The 25,953-nt window shown below is 54.1% G+C and carries 23 protein-coding genes; 11 read left to right on the plus strand and 12 right to left on the minus strand.

Annotated features, from left to right (window positions below):
- Window positions 1-73: 73 nt before the first annotated feature.
- Window positions 74-2,746 carry an aconitate hydratase AcnA gene (gene acnA / locus E1N14_RS17635; RefSeq protein WP_062793586.1) on the minus strand — a complete coding sequence of 891 codons (2,673 nt, stop codon included), beginning with the start codon at window positions 2,744-2,746 and terminating at the stop codon, window positions 74-76.
- Between the two features lie 338 nt (window positions 2,747-3,084).
- Between acnA and E1N14_RS17640 the strand changes: the two genes are divergently transcribed.
- A complete protein-coding gene (locus E1N14_RS17640; RefSeq protein WP_025008966.1) occupies window positions 3,085-3,345 on the plus strand; it encodes a DUF5062 family protein in 261 nt (86 codons plus the stop codon).
- A gap of 9 nt (window positions 3,346-3,354) precedes the next feature.
- Here the strand turns inward: E1N14_RS17640 and E1N14_RS17645 are convergent, their stop codons facing one another.
- Both E1N14_RS17645 and E1N14_RS17650 read right to left on the minus strand, forming a co-directional pair.
- Complete coding sequence (locus E1N14_RS17645; RefSeq protein ID WP_025008965.1) at window positions 3,355-4,383, minus strand: GGDEF domain-containing protein; 1,029 nt, start codon at window positions 4,381-4,383, stop codon at window positions 3,355-3,357.
- Between the two features lie 110 nt (window positions 4,384-4,493).
- Window positions 4,494-4,634 (minus strand): hypothetical protein, encoded by a 141-nt coding sequence (locus tag E1N14_RS17650; protein WP_156018842.1) that lies wholly within the window; start codon window positions 4,632-4,634, stop codon window positions 4,494-4,496.
- Between the two features lie 95 nt (window positions 4,635-4,729).
- Between E1N14_RS17650 and E1N14_RS17655 the strand changes: the two genes are divergently transcribed.
- On the plus strand, window positions 4,730-5,611 hold the full coding sequence (locus E1N14_RS17655; RefSeq protein ID WP_025890103.1) for a LysR family transcriptional regulator: 882 nt from the start codon (window positions 4,730-4,732) through the stop codon (window positions 5,609-5,611).
- Window positions 5,612-5,623: 12 nt separating this feature from the next.
- On the opposite strand, the gene E1N14_RS17660 is transcribed toward E1N14_RS17655, so the two are convergent.
- The gene (locus E1N14_RS17660; RefSeq protein ID WP_025008964.1) at window positions 5,624-6,493 is read right to left on the minus strand and encodes a universal stress protein; all 870 of its coding nucleotides are present in this window, start codon (window positions 6,491-6,493) and stop codon (window positions 5,624-5,626) included.
- 108 nt (window positions 6,494-6,601) lie between these two features.
- Here E1N14_RS17660 and E1N14_RS17665 point away from each other — a divergent pair, with 108 nt between their 5' ends.
- Entirely contained in the window at window positions 6,602-7,798 is a 1,197-nt protein-coding gene (locus E1N14_RS17665) for a cation:proton antiporter (protein ID WP_044735132.1), read from the plus strand.
- A 59-nt stretch (window positions 7,799-7,857) separates the two neighbouring features.
- On the opposite strand, the gene E1N14_RS17670 is transcribed toward E1N14_RS17665, so the two are convergent.
- Entirely contained in the window at window positions 7,858-10,095 is a 2,238-nt protein-coding gene (locus tag E1N14_RS17670; protein ID WP_062793587.1) for a S9 family peptidase, read from the minus strand.
- Window positions 10,096-10,278: 183 nt separating this feature from the next.
- On the opposite strand from E1N14_RS17670, the gene E1N14_RS17675 reads away from it, so the two are divergent.
- The 3 genes from E1N14_RS17675 to E1N14_RS17685 all read left to right on the plus strand — a co-directional run bounded on the left by E1N14_RS17675 (window position 10,279) and on the right by E1N14_RS17685 (window position 12,885).
- The gene (locus E1N14_RS17675; protein WP_025008963.1) at window positions 10,279-11,268 is read left to right on the plus strand and encodes a class 1 fructose-bisphosphatase; all 990 of its coding nucleotides are present in this window, start codon (window positions 10,279-10,281) and stop codon (window positions 11,266-11,268) included.
- 207 nt (window positions 11,269-11,475) lie between these two features.
- Entirely contained in the window at window positions 11,476-12,003 is a 528-nt protein-coding gene (gene ppa / locus E1N14_RS17680; RefSeq protein ID WP_025008962.1) for an inorganic diphosphatase, read from the plus strand.
- A 435-nt stretch (window positions 12,004-12,438) separates the two neighbouring features.
- A complete protein-coding gene (locus tag E1N14_RS17685; RefSeq protein WP_044735136.1) occupies window positions 12,439-12,885 on the plus strand; it encodes a hypothetical protein in 447 nt (148 codons plus the stop codon).
- Between the two features lie 29 nt (window positions 12,886-12,914).
- Here the strand turns inward: E1N14_RS17685 and E1N14_RS17690 are convergent, their stop codons facing one another.
- The 3 genes from E1N14_RS17690 to E1N14_RS17700 all read right to left on the minus strand — a co-directional run bounded on the left by E1N14_RS17690 (window position 12,915) and on the right by E1N14_RS17700 (window position 16,054).
- On the minus strand, window positions 12,915-14,159 hold the full coding sequence (locus E1N14_RS17690; RefSeq protein ID WP_025008960.1) for a dicarboxylate/amino acid:cation symporter: 1,245 nt from the start codon (window positions 14,157-14,159) through the stop codon (window positions 12,915-12,917).
- A gap of 733 nt (window positions 14,160-14,892) precedes the next feature.
- On the minus strand, window positions 14,893-15,582 hold the full coding sequence (locus tag E1N14_RS17695) for an LrgB family protein (protein WP_025008959.1): 690 nt from the start codon (window positions 15,580-15,582) through the stop codon (window positions 14,893-14,895).
- 4 nt (window positions 15,583-15,586) lie between these two features.
- Window positions 15,587-16,054 carry a CidA/LrgA family protein gene (locus E1N14_RS17700; protein ID WP_025008958.1) on the minus strand — a complete coding sequence of 156 codons (468 nt, stop codon included), beginning with the start codon at window positions 16,052-16,054 and terminating at the stop codon, window positions 15,587-15,589.
- A 99-nt stretch (window positions 16,055-16,153) separates the two neighbouring features.
- On the opposite strand from E1N14_RS17700, the gene E1N14_RS17705 reads away from it, so the two are divergent.
- The gene (locus E1N14_RS17705; protein ID WP_044735137.1) at window positions 16,154-17,044 is read left to right on the plus strand and encodes a LysR family transcriptional regulator; all 891 of its coding nucleotides are present in this window, start codon (window positions 16,154-16,156) and stop codon (window positions 17,042-17,044) included.
- A 369-nt stretch (window positions 17,045-17,413) separates the two neighbouring features.
- Window positions 17,414-18,619 carry an aromatic amino acid transport family protein gene (locus E1N14_RS17710; RefSeq protein ID WP_062793588.1) on the plus strand — a complete coding sequence of 402 codons (1,206 nt, stop codon included), beginning with the start codon at window positions 17,414-17,416 and terminating at the stop codon, window positions 18,617-18,619.
- A gap of 90 nt (window positions 18,620-18,709) precedes the next feature.
- Here the strand turns inward: E1N14_RS17710 and E1N14_RS17715 are convergent, their stop codons facing one another.
- Window positions 18,710-19,147 (minus strand): hypothetical protein, encoded by a 438-nt coding sequence (locus E1N14_RS17715; RefSeq protein WP_025008957.1) that lies wholly within the window; start codon window positions 19,145-19,147, stop codon window positions 18,710-18,712.
- A gap of 333 nt (window positions 19,148-19,480) precedes the next feature.
- Between E1N14_RS17715 and E1N14_RS17720 the strand changes: the two genes are divergently transcribed.
- Both E1N14_RS17720 and E1N14_RS17725 read left to right on the plus strand, forming a co-directional pair.
- Window positions 19,481-20,338 carry a DUF72 domain-containing protein gene (locus E1N14_RS17720; RefSeq protein WP_062793595.1) on the plus strand — a complete coding sequence of 286 codons (858 nt, stop codon included), beginning with the start codon at window positions 19,481-19,483 and terminating at the stop codon, window positions 20,336-20,338.
- A 31-nt stretch (window positions 20,339-20,369) separates the two neighbouring features.
- Complete coding sequence (locus E1N14_RS17725) at window positions 20,370-21,536, plus strand: AAA family ATPase (protein ID WP_062793589.1); 1,167 nt, start codon at window positions 20,370-20,372, stop codon at window positions 21,534-21,536.
- A 36-nt stretch (window positions 21,537-21,572) separates the two neighbouring features.
- On the opposite strand, the gene E1N14_RS17730 is transcribed toward E1N14_RS17725, so the two are convergent.
- Entirely contained in the window at window positions 21,573-22,112 is a 540-nt protein-coding gene (locus tag E1N14_RS17730; RefSeq protein WP_025008956.1) for a hypothetical protein, read from the minus strand.
- A 136-nt stretch (window positions 22,113-22,248) separates the two neighbouring features.
- Here E1N14_RS17730 and E1N14_RS17735 point away from each other — a divergent pair, with 136 nt between their 5' ends.
- Window positions 22,249-23,178 carry a GGDEF domain-containing protein gene (locus tag E1N14_RS17735; RefSeq protein ID WP_025008955.1) on the plus strand — a complete coding sequence of 310 codons (930 nt, stop codon included), beginning with the start codon at window positions 22,249-22,251 and terminating at the stop codon, window positions 23,176-23,178.
- Between the two features lie 77 nt (window positions 23,179-23,255).
- Here E1N14_RS17735 and lysS read toward each other — a convergent pair whose 3' ends face one another.
- Entirely contained in the window at window positions 23,256-24,758 is a 1,503-nt protein-coding gene (lysS, locus tag E1N14_RS17740; protein WP_025008954.1) for a lysine--tRNA ligase, read from the minus strand.
- Window positions 24,759-24,775: 17 nt separating this feature from the next.
- Window positions 24,776-25,874, minus strand: a protein-coding gene (gene prfB / locus E1N14_RS17745) for a peptide chain release factor 2 (RefSeq protein ID WP_162173410.1) whose coding sequence is annotated in 2 segments (ribosomal slippage) — window positions 24,776-25,798 and window positions 25,800-25,874 — 1,098 coding nt in all. Because the reading frame shifts where the segments join, the coding sequence is not laid out codon by codon here.
- Between the last annotated feature and the right edge of the window lie 79 nt (window positions 25,875-25,953).

The following is a 25,953-nucleotide window of genomic DNA, read 5'->3' on the forward strand; positions in this document are numbered from 1 at the left end:
CTGTGGCACCACTTGGCTTTTCCCAATAAAAAACCGCACCCCAAAGGCGCGGTTTTTGCCTGAAGCAGCTGGGCTATTCGGCGGCCAAACGCTCCAGCACATACGTCAGCACACCGCCGGCACGGTAGTAGGCAACCTCCATGCCGGTATCCAGGCGGCTGAGCAGCGCTATGGTTTTGGACTCTCCATTGGGATAATGGATCTGCGCCTGCAGCTTCTGGTTTGGCTTAAGCTCGCCATCCAGGCCGAGAATATCCACTGTCTCATCACCAGTCAGGCCCAGAGTCTGACGGGTTTCCCCGGGCAGAAACTGCAATGGCAGCACGCCCATACCCACCAAGTTGGAGCGGTGAATACGCTCAAAGCTCTCCACTATGACCGCCTTGACCCCGAGCAGCAGCGTACCCTTGGCGGCCCAGTCACGGCTGGAACCTGTACCATATTCTTTACCGGCAATAACCACACTCGCCTGCTTTCTGGCGCGATAGGCCATGGCAGCGTCATAGATAAAGCGCACCTCAGATTCGCCCTGCATCCGGGTAACACCACCTTCATGCCCGGGCACCATCTCATTGCGGATACGGATATTGCCGAAGGTACCGCGCATCATCACCTCGTGATTCCCGCGGCGTGAACCGTAGGAGTTGAAGTCCTTGTCGGCTACACCATGACCGCGCAGATAATCGGCTGCCGGACTGTTTTTGGGGATCACCCCGGCCGGGGAGATATGGTCTGTGGTGACAGAGTCTCCCAATAGCGCCAGAATCGCGGCCCCCTTAATGTCGTCCGCACTACCGCCGTATTCGGCTTCAAAGAAGGGCGGTAACTGAATATAGGTGGAGGCGGGATCGAAAGCATAGGTTTTGCCCGAGCCCGAGTCTATGGCGCGCCAGGCATCATCGCCATGAAACACATCGGCATACTGCTGCTGAAACAGGCTGCGACTCACCTTGCCCATTACGGCGGCTATCTCGGCATTGCTGGGCCAAATGTCTTTAAGGAAAACCGCTTTACCATCGCGGCCTTGGCCTATGGGATCGCGACTGAGATCGATACGGCTGGTTCCCGCCAACGCATAGGCTACCACCAGAGGAGGCGAGCAAAGCCAGTTGGACTCCACCAATGGGTGGATCCGCCCTTCGAAGTTACGGTTACCGGAAAGCACTGAACCCACATGGATCTTCTGTTCGCTGACCGCCTTGGTGACCGCCTCCGGCAAGGGGCCCGAGTTACCTATACAAGTAGTGCAACCATAACCTACCAAGTTAAAGCCCAGGCTATCGAGTGCCGTTTGCAGTCCGGCCTGTTGCAGATACTGGGTCACCACCTTGGAGCCTGGGGCCAACGAAGTCTTGACCCAGGGCTTGCGCTCCAATCCCAGTTCCACCGCCTTTTGTGCCAGCAAACCGGCTGCCAGCATCACCGCCGGGTTGGAAGTATTGGTACAACTGGTAATGGCGGCAATCACCAAATCGCCATGGTGCATGGCAAGCTCGCTGCCTTCGAGTACAAACGCCTGCTCAAGCTCGCTGCGCCCCGAGAGACGAATGGCATCTTCGGCCGCCTGCTTGAGCTGACTGACGGCGACTCTGTCCTGGGGCCGCTTGGGCCCGGCCAGGCTGGGTTCAACACTGGCAAGATCCAGGCTCAGGGTATCGGCAAACTCGGGGGCGCTATCGCCAGTCTCTCGCCACAGCCCTTGCGCCTTGGTGTAAGCCTCCACTAAGGCAACCGTCTGTTCATCTCGGCCACTGAGGCGCAGATACTCCAGTGTCTGCGCATCCACCGGGAAGAAGCCACAGGTCGCACCATATTCCGGTGCCATATTGGCGATGGTGGCTCGATCGGCCAGCGGCAGCTGATCTAGGCCATCACCATAGAATTCGACAAATTTGCCCACTACCCCCTGGCGGCGCAGCATCTCCACGACTCTGAGCACCAGGTCGGTGGCTGTAATGCCTTCACTGAGCTGCCCCTTGAGCTCGAACCCCACCACATCCGGGATCTGCATTGAGATGGGTTGCCCCAACATGGCCGCTTCGGCTTCGATACCCCCGACACCCCAGCCAAGTACCCCCAAGGCGTTGATCATAGTGGTGTGGCTGTCAGTGCCCACCAGTGTATCCGGATAGACCCAAGTGGCTCCTTCTTCGCCAAGCCCCTGCCAGACACCTTTGGCCAGATACTCGAGGTTTACCTGATGGCAAATGCCGGTACCCGGTGGCACCACGGAGAAGTTATCGAAGGCGCCCTGGCCCCACTTGAGAAATTGATAACGCTCGAAGTTGCGCTGCATCTCAATCGCCACATTGTCCCGATAGGCATCCGGATTGGCGAACTTGTCGATGCTGACCGAGTGGTCAATCACCAGATCCACCTTGGACAGAGGATTGATCTTTTGCGGATCACGCCCTTTTGCCACCAGCGCCGCCCGCATGGCGGCCAGGTCGACTATCGCCGGGACGCCGGTAAAGTCCTGCATTAATACCCGCGCCGGATGATAGGCGATCTCCTGCTGGCTGCCGCGGCCGCGGCCCTTGGCAAGCGCCTGCAGATCGTCAATATCACAATGGTCGGTATCCAGATGCCGCAGAATGTTTTCCAGCAGCACCTTGCAACTCTTGGGTAATGCGGCAACCTCGGCAATTTCCGCCAAAGGCCCTTCATTGAGGCTGTAGTATTGGAATGAGGTGTTTTTGACGGTCAAGGTGCGTTGCGCCTTGGCTTGATATTTGACTTTGGACATCACTTCTCTCCCTACGTTGAGGTACGCCATTCCGTGCAGAAGCTGGCTCACCGAGCGAGAATGAAAAGGTATGGAGGCAAGTAGGACAATGGAAAGTTTATCGGGATAAATCGACATTGGCCTGCGCCGTACAAGCACCTTTTCAACACGCCTCAGGGAAGCTTGTTGGAAAATCCACCTTCTATCGGGAATGGTATTAATCCTTGTCGTTCCAACGACCAGCTTAAAGTATGCTCAAATAAGGTACAAGGGCACCTGAGGCTGTCGAAGGATTTTTAAGTGTAATCTCAGTCACTTTGCGTTAGCTTAGGAGCAGGCACAAGCTGGGAGCGATACAGATGAAGAAACACAAGAATGAAGCGGCTCTGTTGAAACTGGCGTTGGAGATAGGTTTGGGATACTCGCTCAAGCGTGGCTTTGCCCCGCTTGGGGACAAGGTGCCGGAGAAAGAGAAAGTCGAGTGCGTCTATCGTCTCTTGGTGCAGGATAAACTGATAGGACCATTGCCATCGGACAAGGAAGATGGCCCCAATATGAAACATAGGTTGGTAATGTGGATCAGCGGCAAGTTGCCCAAGGAGCATCCACTGCTACAGTAGCCGCAGCACTCAGGACTGCGGCGGTTCGATTCGGTTACGGCCATTGAGCTTGGCCTGATACAGGCGCTCATCGGCCTGACGATACAGCTGGCGCAGCTCAGGTTTTAGCCTGGAGCTCGGCTCTGGTGACAAGGCTATGCCAATACTGACGCTTAGGCCCTGTGCTGTGGCCAAGTCCAGGGGCAGAGACTCAGCCGCCGCTCTGACAGACTCCGCCTGCCTCTGCGCCTTGGCCATGTCCGCCACCGGCAGCAAGAGACAAAACTCTTCACCGCCGACGCGAAAAACATGCTCAGGGGATGGCACAAACTCCTGCAGTAGCCGCGCCAACTGCTGTAACACCCTGTCGCCGGCATCGTGGCCCAAATTGTCGTTAATCTGCTTGAAATGATCGACATCCACCAGCAAGAGTGCCAAACGCCCCGTCATCTGTTGCTGCAGTAGATTGAATACCGGTTCCAGATGCAAGCGGTTGTAGACAGAGGTCAGTGGATCCAGCGCCGCCATCAGTTGCAAACGTTCAACCATTTCGGCCCGCTTGCTCTCAAACACATGACTCATGATCCACAAAGTAGACAGACACAGACCCACATTGATAAATAGGGAAAAATGCAGCTCCGACTCCAGCATAACCAGCCGCAGCAGCAATAAACTCATACCGCCAAAGATAAATACCGCGTTGAACCCCACGCCCCAACGTTTACCCAGCAGCAGATAAGAAAGCAACGGAAAGATAAATAACCAGCTGTAGAGAATTGAGCTCAAGCGCGCCTGCCAAATTCCCAGCAGCACGATGAAAAAGAGCAAAGACAGAAAGCATAACGACCACTCTTTCAGCCTGGAGGTTGTGGGCAAACGGTAGAGCAACAACAGACAGAAACCGGCCATGGCCAGTTCCATCAAAGACAGTAATGGCAACCCCATATACCAGTTAAAGCCACTGAACAGTACCCCGAGGCAAAAAATAGTCCATGCGCTGACTTTGAGCGCAACCCGACGGTACTCGGATTCGTCCGTCCATATCTGGCTGAGATCCACAAGCTTCCCCTTGAATTAATCAGGCAAATACTAACCCAAAGGGCCAACAGGGCAAAACAAAGGAAGAGGTATTGGCGGGATAAAAGAAACCCGGCACGGGCCGGGTAACTTTAGACTGCTTTGGCTTTTTTGTGGAACATCAGCTTCCAAAAACTCTGGGACTTGGCTTTGGCAGGCTTGGCCTTGTGTTCCTGAGTTTCAGTGGCGGTTTGCCACAGAGAGCTGACCCACAAACCTTGATAGGCTTTCATCGATTTTTCCTCTTTACTTGGGACGCTGATCAAATTAACGCCGCCATGACTATTAGTAAAATGAATTAATTCCATAGCGAGAATTCCAAATAAGCATGAACGTACCTATCAAGACCTTACACTGCTTTCTGACCCTGGTGGAAACCGGCAACTTTACCCGCGCCGCCGAGCAGTTGTACCTGACTCAGCCGACATTGAGCAAGATGATCCAACGTCTGGAGGAATCCCTGGATCAACAGCTCTTGATCCGCAGCAATCAGAAGGTAGAGCTCACTCAGGCCGGAGAGATATTCCATGCCAGCGCCTGCCAGATAATAGGTCAATGGCACAGAATGGAGCAGGACTTGAGTAACTTGAGTGGCCTCAAATCCGGCCACCTGCGTCTCGGGGTCTGCCCCATGATGAGCAGTCTGACCATAGATCTGTTGACCGAGTTTCGCCGTACCTATCCGGCGGTCGAGTTGCAGATGCATGAATACGGTGGTTTTGGTTGCGAGCAGGCACTGCTGGCCGACACTCTGGACATCGCCTTCACGGCGCTGCCGGCCACCCATGGAGAGCAGTTGTCTTCATCGCCGCTGCAGGGTTATCCACTGAAGGTCTGCCTGCCGGTAGGTCACCCACTGACCAGCAAGCAGGCGATAGAATGGCGGGATCTGGCCGAGTATCCTTTCATTCTCTACAACGAGGACTTTTCACTGGCAAAATTATTGACCCGCCTGAGCCGCGAAGCCGGGGTCACGTTGAATATCGCTTTTCGCAGTGGTCAATGGGACTTTCTCGGCGCCATGGTACAGGCCGGAATGGGGCTGGCGCTGCTGCCGGAGCCCATCTGCGACAAGCTCGGCGAGCAAACCCTCAGCTATCGGCCCATGGCTAGTGAGATCACCTGGCAGCTAGGGCTGATTTGGCGTAACAACCTACCCTTGACCCCGGCCGCCGAGGCCTTGGTTGCCCTCAGCCAAAAGGGCTTGTGAGCAGGCAAGCTATCAGCTTGTCTGTTCCTCATCGGTTGGGATCACCAGCACATTGCTGCGCACGCGCCGCAAGATCTGCTCGGCGGTATTGCCTATCACCCGCCCCATCAAGCCCTGGCGCTGACGAGCACCTATCACCAGATAGTCGCTCTTGAGCCTGCAGGACAACTGATACAGACAAAGATCCGGATCGCCGGCAATGATATGGATCTGCTCTTTGGGAAGCCCGGTCTGGTCCAGCATGGCCTGATGCTTACGCCAGGCCGACTTGACCATTTCATGCAGGTTGAGCACCTCAAGATCGCGGATCACCTTGGGTACCCGGATGATATGCGCCAGATGCAACTTGGCACCGCTGGCCTCGGCCAACTGGCGGCCATGTTGCAACACCAGTTGGTTGAGGCGCTGTTTTTGCTGGCTTCTGGCATCGAGATCCACCGCCATCAGAATACTTGACGCCTTCTTGATCGGATTGTCGCTGAGCAGCATCAAGGGCACCTTGGTACTGCGAATAAGATGCCAGTCGGTCGGCAGAAAGTGCTCGCTCTGGTGAACTGTCTTGACCACCATATCAAAACCATAGCGGCCGGCATGGTTGCTGACATGCTCATAGAGATACTTGCTCCAGATGATATGCAGCGGTACATCTTCGGCATCCAACTCCTTGAGATGAGCCGACACCTCGGCTTGCTTCTCCTTCATCAGCCGCTGCTGGGCGGCCCCGGCAAGCCGTGGGCTATAATAATCATCACCGGAAAAATATTCGTAGCAATAAGCAAATACCTGTGGTTGCTTACCAAGTAGTTCCGCTACTTCCAGTCCCTTGGCAATCGCATCAGTGTTAGCCTCTTCATGTTGTTCGATGATAAAAAGCTTACCCATTTGTTTTCTCCGGATTTTTTTGGTAATCGGCTATTTTTTAGACTCTAATCTGATGCAGAATAAACCATACTGATCCCGATCAACAATTGCACCTATGGGGGATACTCAATGTCGATAGATAGCCTGTTGATCGCCTTGTTCCTGATCTTGCTGTTCTCCCGGGTGCTGGGAGAGTGCTGTAACCGTATCGGTTGGCCGCCGGTGGTGGGGGAAATAGGTGCAGGCTTGTTGCTGGGCCCTTCAGTGCTCGGCTGGCTCGAACCGACCCAGGTGCTGGCAAATATCGCCGAACTCGGGGTGATACTGCTGCTGTTTTCCATCGGCGCCGAAACCTCGATAAAACGCCTCTACAGCGCCGGGCGCCAGGTGGCGGCGGTGGCCATTATCGGCATAGTGGTGCCGCTGCTGCTCACCGGCCTGGCCGCCTTTTACTGGCTGGAGTTGTCGCTGTTTGCCGCCCTCTTCTACGGCTGTACCCTGACGGCTACCAGCATAGGCATCTCCCTCAGGGTGCTAAGCGACAGTGGCCAACAACAATCCAGTGCCGGTCATTTGATTCTGGGAGCGGCGGTATTCGACGATATTGCCGGGGTAATACTGCTCAGTTTGCTGTTCAACTTTGCCAGTGAAGGCCAACTGGCACCGCTGGCAATTATCAAACTCTGTGGCTTACTGCTGCTGTTTCTGCTGCTGGCGCCGCCTCTTGGCAGAATGCTGGTCTATCTGCTGCGGGTATTCAGCTACCAGTCCCAGACACCCGGCTATGAAGCCGTGGTTATGCTGACACTGATCTGCCTGTTTGCCTGGCTGGCGCACCTTTTCGGCGCTCCGGCACTGCTCGGCGGTTTTGCCGCCGGTTTGGCGCTATCAAGGCAGTTTATCTGGCCCTGGCAGAAGTATCTGCAAAACCCCTTCCCCTTTACCCACAAGCTGGAAAAATCGATGCAACCGCTGACCGATGTGTTCGCGCCTGTGTTTTTTGTCTATGTGGGGATAAGCCTCGACTTGAGCCAGTTGAACCTCAGCCCCTACAGCTTGTTACTCTTGCTGGCGATGATACTGCTGGCATTTATCGGCAAGCTGGCCGCCGGTTTGGTGGTTAGCGGCACTTGGCGGCAAAAGCTGATAGTCGGCAGTGCCATGGTGCCCAGAGGTGAAGTCGGTTTGGTCTTTGCAGAAGTGGGGCGGCAGTTGGATATCATTCCGGCCAAGGTATTTACCGAATTGGTGTTGGTGATAGCCATCACTACCCTGCTCGGCCCCTTACTGCTCAGACGCCTGTTGCCCAAGGAGGGCGAAGCATAAAAAGCCGCGCCATATGAGGAGCGGCATTTTATGCTTCCAGATAACTTCAGCTTACCGGCTCAGTTGCCTTTCAACTCTGTCTCGAGGAAGTCGGTCAGCGAACGGTACAGATGGGTGCGCACCTTATCGCCCCGCATCGAGTGCTTGGAACCGGGGTAATCTATCATGCGGAACAACTTGCCTTCATCCTGCAGCGCCTTGTATACCCGGGTGCTGTTCTCGAACAATACATTGTCATCGGCCATGCCGTGATACATCAGCAAGCCTGAACCATACTTGCTCACATAGGGGAAGACACTGCTGGCCTCGTAGCCCCGGGCGTTGTCGTCAGGATGGCCGAGGTAGCGTTCGGTGTAGTGGGTATCGTACAGGGCCCAGTCGGTTACAGGGGCGCCACTGATGGCCGCCTTGAAGTAGTCAGGCGCCTTGAACAGGCTCATCAGCGCCATATAGCCGCCATAGCTGTGGCCATAGATGGCAATGCTGTCGGCCTTGACCCAGGGAAGGGTGCGCAGGAAATCGACACCTGTCTTCTGATCTTCCACTTCGGCTTCACCAAGATGGCGGTAGATTACCTGCTCGAAGGCCGTGCCTCTATGCGCCGAGCCCCGGTTATCCAGCTGGAACACGGCAAAGCCCTGCTGCAACAGATATTGGGTGTAGTAATCCTGCTCACTCCAGCTATTGACCACCAACTGGGCGTGAGGCCCACCGTAAACCCGCACCACCACGGGGTATTTGGCCTGACTATCGAAATTCACCGGCTTGAACAGGCGGTATTGCAGCGCCTTGCCATCTTTGGCCTTGAGGGTCCCAAACTCGGGCAACTGCCACAGCCCGGCATAGTCATACAGAGGGTGTCCGGCCTTGACGGCGTTCTCTTCCACCCAAGCCAGATGCTCACCGCTTTGGTTGTGCAGACTCACCTGGGGAGGCTGCGACAGACTGTTGAAATAGTCGAGGTAAACAGATTCCTTGTCGGCAAACACGGCATTGTGCATGCCGCCACGCCGGCTGATCCGTTCTATCTCACCGCCATTGAGGCTGACCCGATACAGATGGCGCTCGACCACACTGTCTTTACGGCCACTGAAATAAACCCAGCCCTGCTTTTCATCTAGGTGTTCTATCTCATCGACCGCCCATTTCCCCTGAGTCAGTTGCCGTTTGACCTTGCCCTTGTCATCAAACAGGTAGATATGGTTGAAGCCATCACGCTCGGATGCCCAGATAAAGCCGGGCTGCTGCTTGAGAAAATAGAGGTCGTGGTTGAGGTTAACCCAGGCATCGCTGCGCTCGGACACCAGAGTCACGGCGCCTTTGCCCTCGCGGCTGTCTACCTGGCGCAGATCCAACTGCTGCTGACTGCGATTCTGCCACTGGAACGACAAGTGCTTGCTGTCCGGCAGCCATTTCACCCGCGGCAGATAGATATCTTTCTCACTGCCGAGATCCATCCATTGGGTCTGCCCGGACGCCAGCGACACTACCCCCAGGGCAATCTCGACATTGGGCTTGCCGGCATAGGGATAACGTTGCTCGGTCAGCTTGATGCCATCGGCATAGATCTCATTGCGGGTCACCAGCTCCACGCCCGACTCATCGATGCGGGTATAGGCGATGGCCGATTCATCCGGTGCCCACCAGTAACCTGTCATACGGTCCATCTCTTCCTGAGCCACAAACTCGGCCATGGCGTTCTTGATGGCCCCGCCACCATCCTGGGTCAGCGCCGTGAGCTTATGGTCTTTCAGCTGGAGTACATAGAGGTTTTGTTCGGCCACAAAGGAGACAAAATTACCCTTGGGCGACAGTTTGGCATCTGTAGCAAAGGCATCCCCAGTGGGCAGCAGAGTCACCTTGGCATCGGCCAGGCTGAAGTAGTAGAGCTTGCCGGCCGCCGGGATCAGCAGTGCCTGGCTGTCGTCGGCCCAGAAGTATTCCATGATCCCCTGGCCATACACTCGCTGCCGCTCGCGGCGGGCCTTCTCTTCATCGGAAAGTTCACCGGCTTCGAGCCTGGAGGCGTCCAGCAGCAAACTGACCTGGCCGGTGGCGACATCCATCTGCCAAAGATCGTAGAAATATTGATTGTCTTTACGGCCCGCCAGGTAAGTAACCCGCTTGCCGTCGGGAGAGAGTTTCAGCCCTCGGGGGCTGGCACCGGCCAGTGCCGGTGAAGAATAGAGACGCTCAACCGTTAAGGGCGTTTTGCCCCCTTCCAGAGCGAAAGACTGGCCGGAGGCCAGTGTCAAAGGTATTGCCATAAGCGCCGAAGCCATCCAAGTTTTTTTCATTATTATTTCCGGAATTGTAGGATACAGGGGCTTTGGCATCCGGCCACAGCCCAAAAAACAGCCCTCATTCTGCCCCAATTGACAAGGGATCGGCAAACCCGTGCAATTGGCCGCTGAAATATCGCCGGTTCTCGGTTATGATCCTGTCCCAGAAAAAGCTCAGACCTCTTTTAAGGAAACAAGATGCAGACTCTGGCCCAAACCCTCAAACAGCAGGCTGTCAGCCCAGCCTTGTCCCAATTGCTCCTCACTCTGGCCCAAAGCTCAGTCGCCATCAGTCAAGCGGTAAGACACGGTGCACTGGCCGGTGTGCTGGGCGCCACCACCCAGGAAAACGTTCAGGGTGAAACCCAAAAGAAACTGGATGTGATCACCAACGAAATGCTCAAAGATGCCCTCAAGGCCGAAAGCACAGTGCGCGCCCTGGCATCGGAAGAGGAAGATCATATTGTTGAAGTCGGTGACAGCGGTGAATTTCTGGTGTGTTTCGACCCACTGGACGGCTCTTCCAACATAGACATCAACTCACTGGTGGGTACCATATTTTCTGTACTACCGGCACCCGAGGGGGAGATCAGCGAGCAGAGTTTCCTGCAAAAAGGCAGCGAGCAACTGGCGGCTGCCTATGTGCTCTATGGCCCATCGACCATGCTGGCCCTGACCACGGGCCAAGGAGTACAACTCTTTACCCTGAACCCGGACAGCGGCGAGTATCTGTTGACCAATGAAGCAGTGAACATTCCCAAAGACACCGCCGAGTTCGCCATCAATATGTCCAACCAGAGATTCTGGGAAGCACCGATGCAGACCTATATCGCCGATCTGCTGCTCGGCAAAATAGGCCCGAGAGAGAAGTCGTTCAACATGCGCTGGATTGCCGCCATGGTGGGCGATGTGCACAGAGTATTGAGCCGCGGCGGCATCTTTACCTACCCAACTGACAACAAGAACCCGGATAAGCCCTACAAGCTGAGACTAATGTACGAAGCCAACCCTATGGCACTGCTGGTTGAACAGGCCGGCGGCAAGGCCAGCACAGGTTATCAGCGCATTCTCGACATCCAGCCGGAGCAAATTCACCAGCGGGTAGCTGTCATCCTGGGCTCGGCCAATGAAGTCGATGCCTGCCTCGAGTACCATCAGCAGGATTACAGCGGCGAGCCTGAACTCTAAACGCCGCTTGGGGCTGCCGGGGTCGGCAGCCCTGAATTGACGGTACAATTCAAGGCCTGAGACAGATAGCCTGGGATGAACTGTTGGCAATTAGTCTTAAGACTGCGGCCTTTCATTGGCAAGCCGTCAAATCGCGCTATAATACGCGCCACACTGAACTTCAGGCCGGACCTGAAATAGATTTATACACAGTCTAAGGATACTTCCATGAGCTTAAATGCAGTGCCTGCGGGCAAATCCCTGCCAGATGACATCTACGTGATCATCGAAATCCCACAAAACCACGACCCTATCAAGTATGAAGTGGACAAGGACACAGGTGCCTTGTTTGTGGATCGCATGATGACTGCGCCTATGTTCTATCCTTGCAACTACGGCTATGTGAACCAAACTCTGAGCCTGGATGGTGATCCGGTAGACGTACTGGTTCCTACTCAGTACCCACTGCAGCCAGGCAGCGTTATCCGTTGTCGTCCAGTTGGCGTACTGAAAATGACCGACGAGTCAGGTGAAGATGCCAAGATTGTTGCCGTACCACACGAGAAGATCTCCAAGGAATACGGTCATATCCAGGATGTGAACGATCTGCCTGAGCTGCTGAAAGCCCAGATCAAACAGTTTTTCGAACACTACAAGGATCTGGAATCCGGCAAGTGGGTTAAAGTTGATGGCTGGGAAGATGCCGAAGCCGCCCGCGCCGAAATCCTGTCAAGCGCCGAGCGTTACAAAGGCTAAGTGGCCCTGTAACCCGAGGATAAGCATAAAAGCCAGCCAACTGCTGGCTTTTTTATTGGCATTTCACAGCTTCAAGTGCATGGGTTTAAGTGCATAGGTTTAAGTTGGTTACCAGGAAGAATACCCCGCCTATCAAGGCTCGCTGCTCCCGAGTCATCAGCCCTATTCCATCCAGCTTTGGTCCAATTGATAGCCATTAATGAAAACCGTCTCTCAGGACCAAACTTCCAGACTACAGGCAATGAGTTTCAAACAGGATAAATAGACAAAAGCCATATACAGTACGGCATGTAAACCTAAAGTCATACAAATGAGAAGTTACCAGCAAACGAAAAAATAATAATTACCCAAAAAACAACCTCTGCTATAAAATCGCCAAGCTTTTGACAAAAGTAATTAATTTGACGTCGTTAGTTAACCTTTCCAAGAGACACTATGAATAAGTTGCTGCTGTCTGCACCTCTGCTAAGCGCGTTGGCTTTGATGGCATTTCATTGCCGGGGTGATGTAGAACATTTCCACCAGATATCCTTCCATCAGGATGCGACTCAACTGCAGATACAGTGCTCAGTGCAACAACCCCAGCCGAGATTGATAGTGAGGGTGCCTCAGTCTTATGCCTATAGTCAGGATCCCAGTGTCTTGGTGTTAAGAACCGCCGATGGTGAGATCCTGCAACTGGCCAGCGTGAGCTCGTTGACGACACTCACCACCCAGGCCCGCGCCGATGAAGATCTCTGGGCCGAACTGACCTCGCTTCACAGTGAGCCAATTTCGCTAGAAGTTATCTCGTTTCGCTCCGGTGGCTCTTTCTCATCGGCTATCCAGATGAGCGATTTCCAAACCAGTCTGGCACAGCTCAAATCCAGCTGTCAGCCATAAAAGAATCCGGCCACTGGCCGGATTCTTTATCAGGCGTTAACCGCCTCTGTCTGATGCACCTTCTCGGTTTGGTCCACTATGGTAAGCACTGCAGCGTCGCCCACCACATTGCAGGAAGTCAGCACCATATCTATGATTCTGTCCAGCGCCGCCACTATCGCAAAAGCTTCCACGGGTAAGCCCAGTTGATGGATTAATACACCTATCATCACCATACCCCCACCGGGAACCCCGCCGGCGCCCACCGACAGCAGAAAGATACTGAATATCAGAGTTGGCAACTGCTCACTGGAGATAGGCTGACCAAAGGCGTTGGCGACAAAGAAGATGGCGATAGTGATATAAATCGACACGCCGCCCATATTCATGGTGGCACCCAGAGGCACGCCAAACCCAGCCACTGCTTTGTTAACCCCGAGCTTTTCGGTCAAGGTTCGCATGGTCACCGGGATGGTGGCATTGGAGCTGGCAGTCGACAGAGAGAAAAGGATCTGCTCTTGGGTCTTGGCACGAAAACTCTTGGCGCTGACCGGAGTGAACACAGCCACAGCCAGAGGATAAACAATGAAAATCCACAGCAGCAGCATGGTTAGAATAATCGCCATATAACCCAGCACACTGAGAAAGACTTTGGCTTCCAGGGTGGCACCCAGTTTGAACATCAGCGCAAACACCCCAAATGGCGCCAACTGCATCACAGTCATAATGAGCTTCATCATGATCCTATTGGCGACCTGAAAGCCTCTGACAGCTGAGCTGCCGGCTTCATCCAGCGACTTGATAACTCCGCCCAGCAGCAGCGCCATAAAGATCACCTGCAACATGTTGCCCGACATAAAGGCATCGACAGGATTGCTTGGCACTATGCCGACAATCAGGCTCATCAAATTGGGCAGTTCAGTCGCGGTAATGGCCACATCCGTGCCACCACTCATATCAACCCCGATACCTGGCTGCAGCAATAATGACACACACACCGCCGCCAGGATGGCGACCAGAGTATTGATGATATAGAAGCTGAAGGTCTTGCCGCCCAAGCGGCCGAAGCTCTTGAGATCCTGCAATTCGCAGACACCACAGACTATGCTGACAAACACCAGTGGCATCACCAGCATCATGATCATATTGACAAACATGGTGCCTGCCGCGGTGGCTACCTCGACCAGGGTACCGGAAAAGAAGCCGATATGGCCCAGCCCATATTGCACCACAGAGCCCAACAACAGGCCGCTGAACAGACCCATAAAGATCCGTCCGGAAAGAGATTTGAGTATCGCCATTGTACGTTCCAATTCGGCATCGTTCCTGATGCACAACTGTCTTCCCTGTTCGCTCTGGGAAGGGATAGTGAAACATGCTGCTCAAAAATTCAATGACAAAATGATCAAAACTCGCCTGGGCAACATGCAACAGCTGTCAAATAAGATGCAGAACATATTGTTTTTAAATAATTTTTAAACTTATTAAATAAATTCACTCAAGAATAGCGCGTTCACAAAAGAACAAACTGGAAACAAATAGCAAACAAATACAAAATACTTGACAGTGAATAACTCCAAAAAATCATATAGAGAAGCATTAAAAACTAATAAATAAAGAAATAGCAGTGAGCTAATTAGCCAAGCCGCTATTTTACTGCAGATCCTGCTTGTTAATTTCGCCATCAAACCGGCATTTCCTGCCTGCACAGCTTCAGACACAAAAGCAGCCACAGAGCAAACCACGCATAAAAATACGAGATAAACAGCGAAGGAGGAAACCACAAATACGGGACAGGGGAAGCATAAACGCGCTATCGGAAAAGATAGTCATTTAGCTAAAAAATGGACAAAAAAAAGCCGGTGGGGCGCACCGGCAAATCAAGCAACATATTACCTGAGAGGCTCAGGAAAAACGCCTGACGATGCAGGCGGTCACCACAAGAAAAGGCCATCGGGTGATGGATAGACTCAAAAACGGCAGTAACCCTTGTGGCCAGGTCACCTACTTGAATCAAATTCGGTTAAATCAAACAAAAATCAACGCAAATAAGGGCGCGCCGAGCACCATGGCAATACCGGTAAAGATCATCGTCAAGCTGGCAATCACGCCTTCCTGCTGACCAAACTCACTGGCTTTGGCGGCGCCGGCCCCATGGGCAGAAGCACCGAGTGCCACCCCTTTCCCAAGAGATGTTTTTATCCTCGCCAATTTAAACAGCGGCTCACACACCAGCATGCCTATTACGCCGGTGAGCAACACCAACATGGCGGTTAATTCCGGCACGCCACCGAAGGCACCAGTGGCCTCCATGGCAAATGGAGTCGACACAGAGCGTACCAGTACGCTGTGGCTCAGTTCACTGGGCAGAGGCACCAACTTGACCAACAGCCAGGATGACACCAGGCCCAACATGAGTCCGGCCATAACCCCAAGGCTAATGGTGATCGGATAACGGCGGATTAACTTGCGCTCGCGGTAAATAGGTACAGCGAAAGCTATGGTCGCCGGAGCCAGTAATGCCATCAGCCAATGGGTGTACTCAAAATAGGTCGGCAGAGGGATCGCCAACAGCAGCACCACGGCCAGCACGGCCAAAGGCGCCAAAAATATCGGTGCCAACCACCAGCTACGATGCCTGCGATATAAAGCCTTGGCGCCGTAATAACAGATAAGAGTGATCAGCAGACTCAAGAGAGCAAGCAAGGTATGAGACATAGAGTTACCCTTGCACTCCATGTTTGGCCAGTTGGCGTTTCAAATTGAGGCGCCGCTCGAAGCGAAACACCCTATCCACCACGAAACCGGTTCCCAGCAATACCGAAGCGCTGCCGAGAACCAGGGTCAGCATAATATTGAAACCATACTCCTCCAGCAGAGTTTCATACTTGAGTACTGAAATCACGGGTGGAATAAAAAACAGCAAGAGATCGCCAATCAACCAGGCCGCTCCCAGTTGCAACGCCTTTTCCGGTATAAGCTTGAGCCCGAGCGCCAACAACACTACCAGCATCCCAAGTACACTGCCGGGAATGGGAGAATGCAAAGCGGCGGCCAAGGCATGAGTGGCCCATGCCAGCAAACAGATAGCCGCAATTTGCAGCAAGGTCGCGCTTATGTGTTTGCCTTGGAGCCAAATGACTTTGGCCACTCTGTGAGGAGAAGCCGGGCGTTTGCTGAGGGAGTGCATATCTTTACCGAATAACTTAACTGGGGTTTATTCTAGGCTTGCAATATCAATAAAAAAAATGAATATTAAGCATAGTTTGCATTCCATAAGGTTATTCAATTGGATCTGAAAGTTGTTCGCTACTTTATTGAGATAGTGGATGCCGGCGGATTTGCCAAAGCGGCGGAAAAGATCCACCTGACCCAACCTGCGCTGTCCAAGTCTATTCGCCAGTTGGAACAGGATCTGGATCTTGTGCTCTTGGAAAGGGGCAAACGCGGCAGCCAGTTACGTCCCACAGCAGCCGGAGAGGTCGTCTACCGTCACGGCCAGGAACTATTGAATGTACGTCGCAACATGCTCAGAGAGCTGGCGGCGCAGCGCAGTCTCAACTCGGGTGAACTGCATCTGGGACTGGCCCCCCTCGGCAGTGCCGAACTCTTTGCTCCTGTCATCGCCCGCTTTCGCAGCCGTTATCCCAAGGTGCAGATGCATCTCTTGGTTCGCGGCGGCGTAGAGCAAACCGCGGCCCTCAAGAAGGGGGAAATCGAGCTGGCAACCGGGATCATCTCCTTTGAGGATGAGTTTGATGGCATCAGGATCCGCCGCGATCCCATGGTGGTGGTATTGCCAAGACAACATCCTTTGGCCAATAGCCAAGAGCTGACTCTCAAGGCATTGGCAGATATTCCACAGATACTGTTCGAACCCGAATATGCCCTGCATGAGCTGGTGATAAATGCCTGTCAGAGAGCCGGCTTCAGCCCCAAAGATGTGACCCGGGTCAGTCATCCCGACTTTGGTATCGCCCTGGTGGCAGCAGGCACAGGTGCCATGATACTGCCCAGCTTTATTGCCGAGCGCCACGCGGTGGCCGGGGTGATCAGTATTCCTCTGGCCGCCTCAGATCTGATCTGGGAACTGTCGCTGTTTTGGCGCCGGGGGCAACCACTGTCTTTTGCCGCCCAGGCCATGGTCGAGCTGGTCAGACAACGGCTGGCGCTGAGCTGAAATCCCGACGCTTCAAGCGCTGCAGCCGAGTTAATTTTCGCCAACCGAGTCACAGTGTACCGTTACAGCATTACAAACTCATTGACACCCTCTTTTCGCGCCGCTAAGGTGAATCACACTTTTCCGGGCCCAATGGGCCCGGGGTTCATTTACACAACCCGAGGTTCGCAATGCGGCCAATACACAAGCTTTATCTCTATCCCAAGCCACGGTGGCTTTGATGGGGATAATGACCTGAACTTCCCTCTCCTGTGAGCCATTGTGGCTTTGTTGTCAGGTTTCGTTACCGGTTATCCGGCTCTCTTGGGGCCCCCTCAAACCAAAACCCTGGGGACCCAGTACGAAAATGCTTGTTGAGAATGTAATAAAATGAAGAACAACAAAACCTTCGGTAGCATGCTGATCATTGCAGGCACCACGATAGGCGCCGGGATGCTGGCGCTGCCGCTGGCTTCAGCCGGCCTGGGTTTCGGGGTCGCCTCAATACTGATGCTACTACTCTGGGGATTGATGAGCTACACAGCGCTGTTAATGCTGGAAGTGCATCAACATGCCCCGGCTCATGCCACTCTGCACACCTTGGCGCACAAGTTGCTCGGCCGTAAGGGGCAGTTGCTGGCCAGCCTGGCGATGATGTTCCTGCTGTACGCCCTGTGCGCCGCCTATATTGCCGGTGGTGGTGCCCAGCTCAACGATAAATTGGTTCGCTATGCGGATTTAACACTTCCCCCCCAGGTGGGCGCCATTAGCTTTGCCCTGCTGATAGCCCTGGTGGTCGCCATAGGCACTCATTCGGTCGATATGATTAACCGGGTGTTATTTGCCTTGAAGATTATTGCCCTGGTCATCATGTTGGCGCTGCTGTTGCCCCACGCCCAAGGCGGATACCTGCTGGAGCTGCCGTTGCAGCAAGGTTTGGTCATCTCTGCCCTGCCGGTAATCTTCACCTCTTTTGGGTTTCACGGCTCGATCCCCTCTGTGGTGCGCTATGTGGGGTTGGATATCAAGGCGCTGAAGAAGATCATGATTGTCGGCTCGGCCCTGCCGCTGCTGGTTTACCTGCTTTGGCAACTGGCCAGTCAGGGCGCCTTGAGCCAGAGTGAATTGATGGCCTCCAAGGAGCTCCCCAAATTCATCAATGGCTTGGGGCAACTGCTGCATAACCCCATGATAGGCCAGACTGTATCCATATTTGCCGACCTGGCACTGGCCACCTCCTTCCTGGGAGTCAGCCTGGGGCTATTTGATTTTATGGGCGATATTCTGCGCCGCAACGACAGTGCAGGCCACAGGCTGCAAACGGCGGCCATCACCTTCCTGCCTCCGCTGGGATTTGCCCTCTTCTACCCTCAGGGATTTATGGCCGCCCTGGGCTATGCCTCGATAGCTTTGGTGATACTGGCAGTATTCCTGCCCGTCGCCATGGTCTGGAAGCAAAGGAGCCAGCCAATGTCCGAGGGCAGCTACCGGGTTGGCGGCGGCAAAGTGGCACTCATGCTGGCAGCGCTGTGCGGGGTGGTGATTATTCTCAGCCAACTGCTGCAAATGGCCGGGATACTGACCAACGTAGGCTAACAAGGGATTGTATGGAGTCGGCAAACTGGCCGCCGTCCATACTTAAAGTAAAACGCAGCTCTCGGGCTGCGTTTTACTTTGGTTCATCCTTCAGTTTATCGGTTCCAACGATACTCTGAAGCGACTGGCTGACAGCTGGGAAAAAACCAGGTCAAACCCTTCCGGGATCTCTTGCTCACTGATGACGACTCGCTGATCCAGCTGCTGTTCCAGGGCCTGTTGGCGCCGCTGCTGCCTTTGCTGCATTGCGCTCCTGCCACTGATAAAACTGGCGCCGCCAAGCAAGACTCCAACCAGCGCCAGCAGATTAGCCACCATGGGATTGCCTATTTGCAGCGCACTGGCGTCATCCAGCAGCCACCAGAGAATGGAGGCACTCAGCAGTAATACCCCAAAGGCCAACCTGGCTATCGCGCTCGGCGCATTGTCTATCGGCAATACCAATTGGATATCGGCGGGTAAGTCTGCAAGGGTTACAGTCTGGGGTAACGGCTCGTCCTGCGCTGAGGCACTCTGGGGATCGGGCATAAATCATCCTTAATTTGAATGGAATGGGCTGAAACACGCGGGTCGGCTTCAACCCAATTTAACGACATCTTGTCCTTATGTCTGTGGTTACTGCCGTTCACAACGGCCAGTTCATTATACGCAAGCATCAAGAAGCGCCGCAAACTCAATGTGTTATCAATTTGAACTCTGCTGGAAATCTGTGCATTTTGTGGCGGCAATAGCGCCTGCTGTACTCACTTGGCAAACTTGACCCCAATAGTGACGGCAGACACAATAGCGCCGGAGACTCATTTGACGGAGCCCGTGGTGAGCGGTCAGCAACAGATACCAGAGCTGAAATTGGGACTGGCCATGTGGTCCCATAACCAGTGGCAGCAAAGCCTTTATGGAAAGGGGACGCCTCAAGCCGAGCGTCTGGCGCGCTACGCCGAGGTTTTCAATACGGTGGAGGGCAACACCAGCTTTTATGCCACCCCGTCAGCAAACAGCGTCAGTAACTGGCGCGATGCCGTGGGTGAGGACTTTCGCTTTACCTTTAAACTGCCACAGGAGATCACTCACAAGTTGCAACTGAGGCACTGTGACGATGAACTCAGGCAGTTCCTGCAGGTGATGTCGCCACTGTTTGCCAAGACAGGCCTGTGGAAGATTCAGTTGCCCGGCTATTTTGGCCCCGAAGCCCTTGGGGCACTGGACGCCTTTCTTGGCAAATTGCCAACCGAGTTGCCTCTTGGGGTTGAGGTGCGCCACCCGGCCTTCTTTGCCAAAGGGGAAGCCGAGCGTCAACTCAACCGCTTGCTGCTGCAGCGCTCGGTCAACCGCATCATAATGGACACCCGACCGGTATTTGCCGCACCACCAAACAGTGCCGCCGTCATCGATGCCCATGAAAAGAAACCCAAAGTACCGGTACATGCCATAGCCACCGGCCGCTATCCCACAGTGCGCTTTATCGGCCACCCTGAGCTTGAGGCCAATCAGGGCTTCTTCAAGCCTTGGCTGGACAAGCTATGCCAATGGCTGGAAGAGGAGCGCCAACCCTATCTGTTCATCCACACCCCGGATAATGCCCAGGCACCTGAGCTGGCCATAAGCCTGCAGCGTCTGCTGAGCGCTCGCTGGCAAGCCAAACACGGCCAACCTCTTCAGGCGTTTCAGCTAGCTGAACAGGCAGACTCCCAAAACCAACAGCTGGGTCTGGCACTGTGACCGGCACAAGCTATTTATCCGCGAGGTCCTTATGCTGAGTTGTCTGGCGATAGAAAATTACCGCTCGTTACGTGAAGTGGTGTTGCCGCTGGAGCGCCTGAACCTGGTGACAGGCAGCAACGGGAGCGGCAAGTCCAATCTCTACAAGGCGTTGAGACTGCTGGCGCAAACAGCTGATGGTGGCGTGGTCAAGGCATTGGCAAAAGAAGGCGGCCTGGAGTCCAGTTTCTGGGCCGGTCCGGAAAAGTTCAGTCGCGATATGTTGGCAGGTACGGCCAACATAGAAGGAACCGTGCGCCACCAGAGCAAACGTCTTAAATTGGGTTTTGCCGCCGATGACTTTAGTTATCTCATCGAACTTGGACTCCCCAAACCTGACTCTACGACGCTATTTGGCCTGGATCCCCAAATCAAACGCGAAGCCATCTGGTGCGGCTCCCTCTATCGGCCTGCCTCTGTGTTGGTCGAGCGCCGCGGTGCCCTGGTGAAAAGACGCGGGGAGCATGACTGGCAACTACTGGACAACCATCTCCATCTCGGCGACAGCATGCTCAGCCAACTGGCCGATCCTGAACGCAGCCCAGAGATCCTCACCCTCAGGGACAGAATTCGAGCCTGGCGTTTCTACGATCATTTCCGCAGCGATCAACAAGCACCGGCCCGTCGAGCGCAACTGGCGACCCTGACCCCAGTGCTGCACCATGATGGTCGCGATCTGGTATCGGCGATTCAAACTATTTTCGAGATAGGTGATGCCGACGCCTTCCATCATGCGATCAAAGATGCCTTTCCCGGTGCCACTATCAGCATAGCGGCCACGGGTGCCGGCATGCTGCAACTGGCATTTCACCAACAAGGCCTGCTAAGACCCCTGTCGCTGAGTGAATTGTCCGACGGTACCTTAAGGTACTTACTTTTGGTGGCGGCTTTACTGACTCCCAGACCACCGGAATTAATGGTGCTTAACGAGCCCGAAACCAGCCTGCATCCCGATCTCTTGCCCGCGCTGGCGCGTTTAATCATCAAGGCCTCTTCTGTGTGTCAGCTCTGGATAGTGTCACACGCCGCAAGATTAATCCATGCGCTGGAAACCCAGGGAGACTGCAACACATTGCAGCTGGATAAACAGCTGGGGGCCACTTGTGTCCAGGGGCAAGATTTGCTCTCAACTCCGCCGTGGCGCTGGCACAATAACTAGCCCGCGATTGCGGGCTAAGGTGAGTAACTCGAATCCTTACTTTCTGGCACCGACCGGGATCATTATGTGGGCATAGGGCGTGCCCTTCCACATCACATAGGGCCCACCTTGAGCCGGGTCGGTCGGCAAACTGTCGAGCATGGCAGGATCCGGCAGCAGAATCATCAGGTGCGGCCCTTCGACTATCCATTGATTATCCGCGGTTTCCATTTCGGCATAAGGGTCGATATTGCTGGCCCCACCATCACCGGCCAGCATGTAGGAAATACCTATCGCTTTGGCTTGAAATGGTTTTTTCTCCATCCAAGCGTGTGCCCATTCCATCCAGGGACCATCCATACACATGGGAGCCGTTCCCTTGAGCTGTGGCGGAGTTGGAAAGCAGGTGTAGCTGCCATCACCTTGTTGCAGAACATTCTTGTTCCAATCAACAACGGTAACACTGGCACGTATGGTGGGCGGAGCGGCACTCAGGGCGTCATCCAACATCATCTGCTGTGCTTCAGTGAGTGCGGCATGGGTGGCACTGGCGAAGGAAGACAGGGTCAAAGTCAAAATTAGAGCTGAAGTTTTCATCAAACCAGCCTCCAGGTTGAACTCGGATACAACAACACCGAGATCTCCAGTATAGTTTCTGCAGAAAAAATCGATTTTGCCCCGTAAATTCAATATATTGGACTAAGATAAAACTAAAACCCCATGAGGAGACAAAATGTTTTCTCTGTCCCAGACCTTATCTATCTTCGCCGCTTTACCGGATCCCGTGTTTATTCTGACCCGCAGTGGCCGCTATGCCGCGGTACTGGGAGGTTCCGACAGTCGCTACTATCACGACGGCACAACCTTGATAGGGCAATACATCTCCCAGGTCATCCAGCAGCCCAAGTGCGAATGGTTTCTGAGCCAGATAGCGCAAGCCTTGCTGAGCCGCCGTCTCTGGGTGGTGGAATACAGCCTTGGCGGCAACGACGTCAAGGGACTCACAGAGCAAGGCCCCGCAGAGCCCATCTGGTTTGAAGGTCGGGTACAGGCGCTGGATTTTCAAATAGAGGGTGAAGATGCCGTGGTCTGGGTAGCCAGCAATATTACCCGCCGCCATCAATTGGAGCAGGAGCTCAGGGAAAGATGCGAGCGCGATCCGCTTACTCAGTTATACAACCGCCGTAAATTGCTCAAATTGCTGACAGAAAACCTAACCCTGTTTCAGCGTTACCGAACCCCGACCAGCATATTGATCTTCGATCTCGACAACCTCAAGAAACTCAACGACAGCTCTGGCCATCTGATGGGCGACAAGGCGATAGTTACTCTGGGTGAGGTCTGTCTGGCCAGCCTCAGAACTCAGGATATCGCCTCCCGTTACGGCGGCGATGAATTTGTCATTCTTATGCCCCACACTGCTGCCGAGCAGGCATTGCCCATAGCCGAGCGCCTACGAAGCGAGTGTGCCCGGCGCCTCAGAGCCTTGGGGATTGCCGCTGAATGCGCCAGTATCAGCGGCGGCCTCAGCGAGTTTCAATGCAGTGATACCAGTATAGATGCCGTGGTTTCCAGGGCCGATGGCGCCCTTTACCAAGCCAAAGCACAGGGTCGCAACCGGATTGTGCTGGCCAAGGGGCCAGAGTGCACTGAATCGCCCTAAAAAACACGGGCAAACAAAAAGCCGGCACTTGGCCGGCTTCTTCATTGCATAGACTCGTCTAATTCGAGCGACTGAACTTAAGCCTGTGGGCGCATGGCCGGGAACAGGATCACGTCACGAATGGTGTGAGTGTTGGTAAACAACATCACCAGACGGTCGATACCTATGCCCTGACCGGCTGTCGGTGGCAGGCCGTGCTCCAGCGCCGTAATATAGTCGGCATCATAGAACATGGCTTCGTCGTCACCGGCATCCTTGGCTTCAACCTGAGCCTTGAAGCGGTTGTCCTGATCTTCGGCGTCATTGAGCTCGCTGAAACCGTTGGCCACTTCACGACCACCGATGAAGAACTCGAAGCGGTCAGTGATAAAGTCGTTGTCATCGTTGCGACGGGCCAGTGGCGAGATGTCAGCTGGGTAGCCGGTGATAAAGGTAGGCTGCATCAGTTTAGGCTCGGCGGTTTCACCGAAGATCTCTTCCAGCAGTTGACCACAGGTCCAGAAAGATTCGATTTCCAGTCCTACATCCTTGGCCAGCTTACGCATAAACTCAAGATCCTTGACCTCTTCATAGGTCATGGCCTGAATAGTGGCGTTGTCTGGGTTGTAGTGCTGAATCGCTTCCAACATGCTCATGCGGGCGTAAGGGCCGCCGAAGTCGATGCTGTGCTCGCCGTAAGGCAGCTTGGTGTCACCCAGCAGATCCTGAGCGATGGAAGACAGCATCTCTTCGGTAAGATCCATCAGATCGCGGTAATCTGCATAGGCCATATAGAATTCCATCATGGTGAATTCAGGGTTATGGCGTGGCGACAGACCTTCGTTACGGAAGTTACGGTTGATTTCGAACACTCGCTCAAAACCACCGACAACCAGACGCTTGAGGTACAGCTCAGGCGCAATACGCAGATACATGTCGATATCCAGCGCATTGTGGTGAGTGATAAATGGACGCGCAGAAGCACCACCCGGGATGACATGCATCATAGGGGTTTCCACTTCCATAAACTCTTTTTTCACCATGAAGTTACGTATGGCGGCAACCACTTTGGAGCGCATTACGAAGGCGTCACGGGAATCCTGGTTGACGATTAGGTCAACATAACGCTGACGGTAACGGGTTTCCTGATCGGTCAAACCGTGGAACTTCTCAGGCAGTGGGCGCAGCGCCTTGGTCAGCAGCTGATACTCTTCCATATTAACGTACAGGTCGCCCTTACCGGACAGGTGCAGAGTGCCTTTTACACCAACTATGTCGCCGATATCCAGGCCCTGATAGCGTTCTTTCAGATCAGCCTGTACTTCTTTGCCGGCATAGGCCTGAATGCGGCCGGATACGTCCTGCAGAACCAGGAAGGGGCCGCGTTTGGCCATGATCCGACCGGCAATGGCGGTCTTGAAGCCCAGAGACTCGAGCTCTTCTTTGCTCTTATCGGCGAACTGCGCCTGCAGCTCGGCAGCCTTGTGGCTGCGACGGAAAGTGTTAGGGTGACCATTGGCCGGGCAGCCCTGGCGTACATGTTCCAGCTTGGCGCGACGTTCCGCGATCAGCTTGTTCTCATCCAATACTTGTTCAGTCATTTTCCGCTTCTTCTCTGTTACAGCCCGGACTTCAGGCTGGCTTCAATAAATCTGTCCAGATCACCGTCCAACACGGCCTGGGTATTACGGGTTTCCACCCCGGTGCGCAGATCCTTGATGCGGGAATCATCCAGCACGTAGGAGCGGATCTGACTGCCCCAGCCGATATCCGACTTGGCATCTTCCGCCGCCTGCTTCTCGGCGTTCTGCTTTTGCATCTCCAACTCAAACAGCTTGGCTTTCAGCTGTTTCATTGCCGTGTCTTTGTTCTTGTGCTGTGAACGGTCGTTCTGGCACTGCACCACGGTATTGGTCGGAAGGTGGGTAATACGCACCGCAGATTCGGTTCTGTTAACGTGCTGACCACCGGCACCCGAGGCGCGGTACACGTCGATACGCAGATCGGCCGGATTGATGTCGATCTCGATGGAGTCGTCAATCTCAGGGTAAACAAACACAGAACAGAATGAAGTATGGCGACGGCCACCCGAGTCAAAGGGCGACTTACGTACCAGACGATGCACGCCGGTTTCGGTTCTCAGCCAGCCATAGGCATATTCACCGCTGAACTTGATGGTGGCACTCTTTATACCGGCCACATCGCCGTCTGAGACTTCGATAAGTTCAGGGTTGAAGTCATGTTCTTCACCCCAGCGCAGATACATGCGCAGCACCATGTTGGCCCAGTCCTGTGCTTCGGTACCGCCGGAACCGGACTGAATGTCCAGATAGCAGTCGGAAGCGTCCTGTGGACCCGAGAACATACGGCGGAACTCCAGCTCTTCCAGGCGCTTTTCCAGATCGCCCAGTTCACTGTTGGCATCATTGAAGGTTTCTTCATCTTCCTCTTCAATGGCCAGCTCCAGCAGCCCCTCGACATCTTCGAGGCCCGCATCCATATCGTCTATGGTCTTAACCACAACTTCCAGCGCCGAGCGCTCTTTACCCAGGGCCTGAGCACGCTCTGGCTCATTCCATACTTCGGAGCTTTCCAGCTCGCGGCTTACTTCTTCCAGACGCTCTTTCTTGGCGTCATAGTCAAAGATACCCCCTAAGGAGCATTGTGCGGTCGGCAAGCTCCTTGATTTTGTTTTTTACCGGATTGACTTCAAACATGCGATTTCAACTTTCTTTGGTGTTAAGGACGTATGCAAACGAGGGATTTTAACCCAAGCAGCCGCTGAAACCTATGCCA

It is taken from the genome of Shewanella algae (assembly GCF_009183365.2).
Taxonomy (GTDB): domain Bacteria; phylum Pseudomonadota; class Gammaproteobacteria; order Enterobacterales; family Shewanellaceae; genus Shewanella; species Shewanella algae.